The sequence below is a fragment of the Bradyrhizobium sp. CCBAU 11361 genome, assembly GCF_028128935.1.
Taxonomy (GTDB): Bacteria; Pseudomonadota; Alphaproteobacteria; order Rhizobiales; family Xanthobacteraceae; genus Bradyrhizobium; species Bradyrhizobium niftali.
On sequence record NZ_LBJZ01000006.1, the window covers coordinates 32,805 to 33,378 of the forward strand.

Genomic DNA, 574 nt, shown 5'->3' on the forward strand with positions numbered 1-574 from the left:
GACATTGTTCACGATCCTTGAGCTCTCGCGCGCGTATTGGGCCCGAGACGGTGCGCAGGGCCTCCTACGTTCATTCCTGGGCTAGGAATTGATCCAAATCGATGAGCAGGTCTTTGGCCGCGTCGCCGCCTATCGCGAGACGAAGCACGCCATCTTCTGTCGCAATTTCCAGAACCCCGGCCAGCGGGTTTATGGAGGACTTCTGCACGGTCGTTTCCAATACATTCAATGGTACGTCCGCGCGAACATAACCCTGGATCGGTTTGCTCATTGGAGTTCCTTATTCGGGTGGCGTCTATCGTAAACTATATGTGTGCCCTAAAGATCGATACCGCGAGCATACAAAGAGCCTTCACGGTGCCAATCGAAGACACCGTGAAGTTTGCCGCGCGGGCGGATGCAGCGCGCTGCGCCGGCAGGGTCGCGCTTAAAGGTTCGTTCACCGACAAGGACCGCGACGTCGTGCGGCAAGGCGTCAAGACGAGAACGACCGAACGTCAGGCGACGGGTGGCGCCGCCAAAGTGGTCCGCAGCGAGCGTCTGCCCGACAGCGTCGACTCCTCGAATGTCCGTT

The 574-nt window shown here is 58.7% G+C and carries 2 protein-coding genes; one reads left to right on the forward strand and one right to left on the reverse strand.

Features of this window, described 5'->3' with window-relative positions; all coding sequences use genetic code 11:
* Positions 1–70 precede the first annotated feature (70 nt).
* A complete protein-coding gene (locus tag XI08_RS03610; protein WP_271573380.1) occupies positions 71–271 on the reverse strand; it encodes a hypothetical protein in 201 nt (66 codons plus the stop codon).
* 86 nt (positions 272–357) lie between these two features.
* Here XI08_RS03610 and XI08_RS03615 point away from each other — a divergent pair.
* On the forward strand, positions 358–574 hold a 217-nt coding region (locus XI08_RS03615), incomplete at its 3' end, for a hypothetical protein (RefSeq protein ID WP_442869755.1).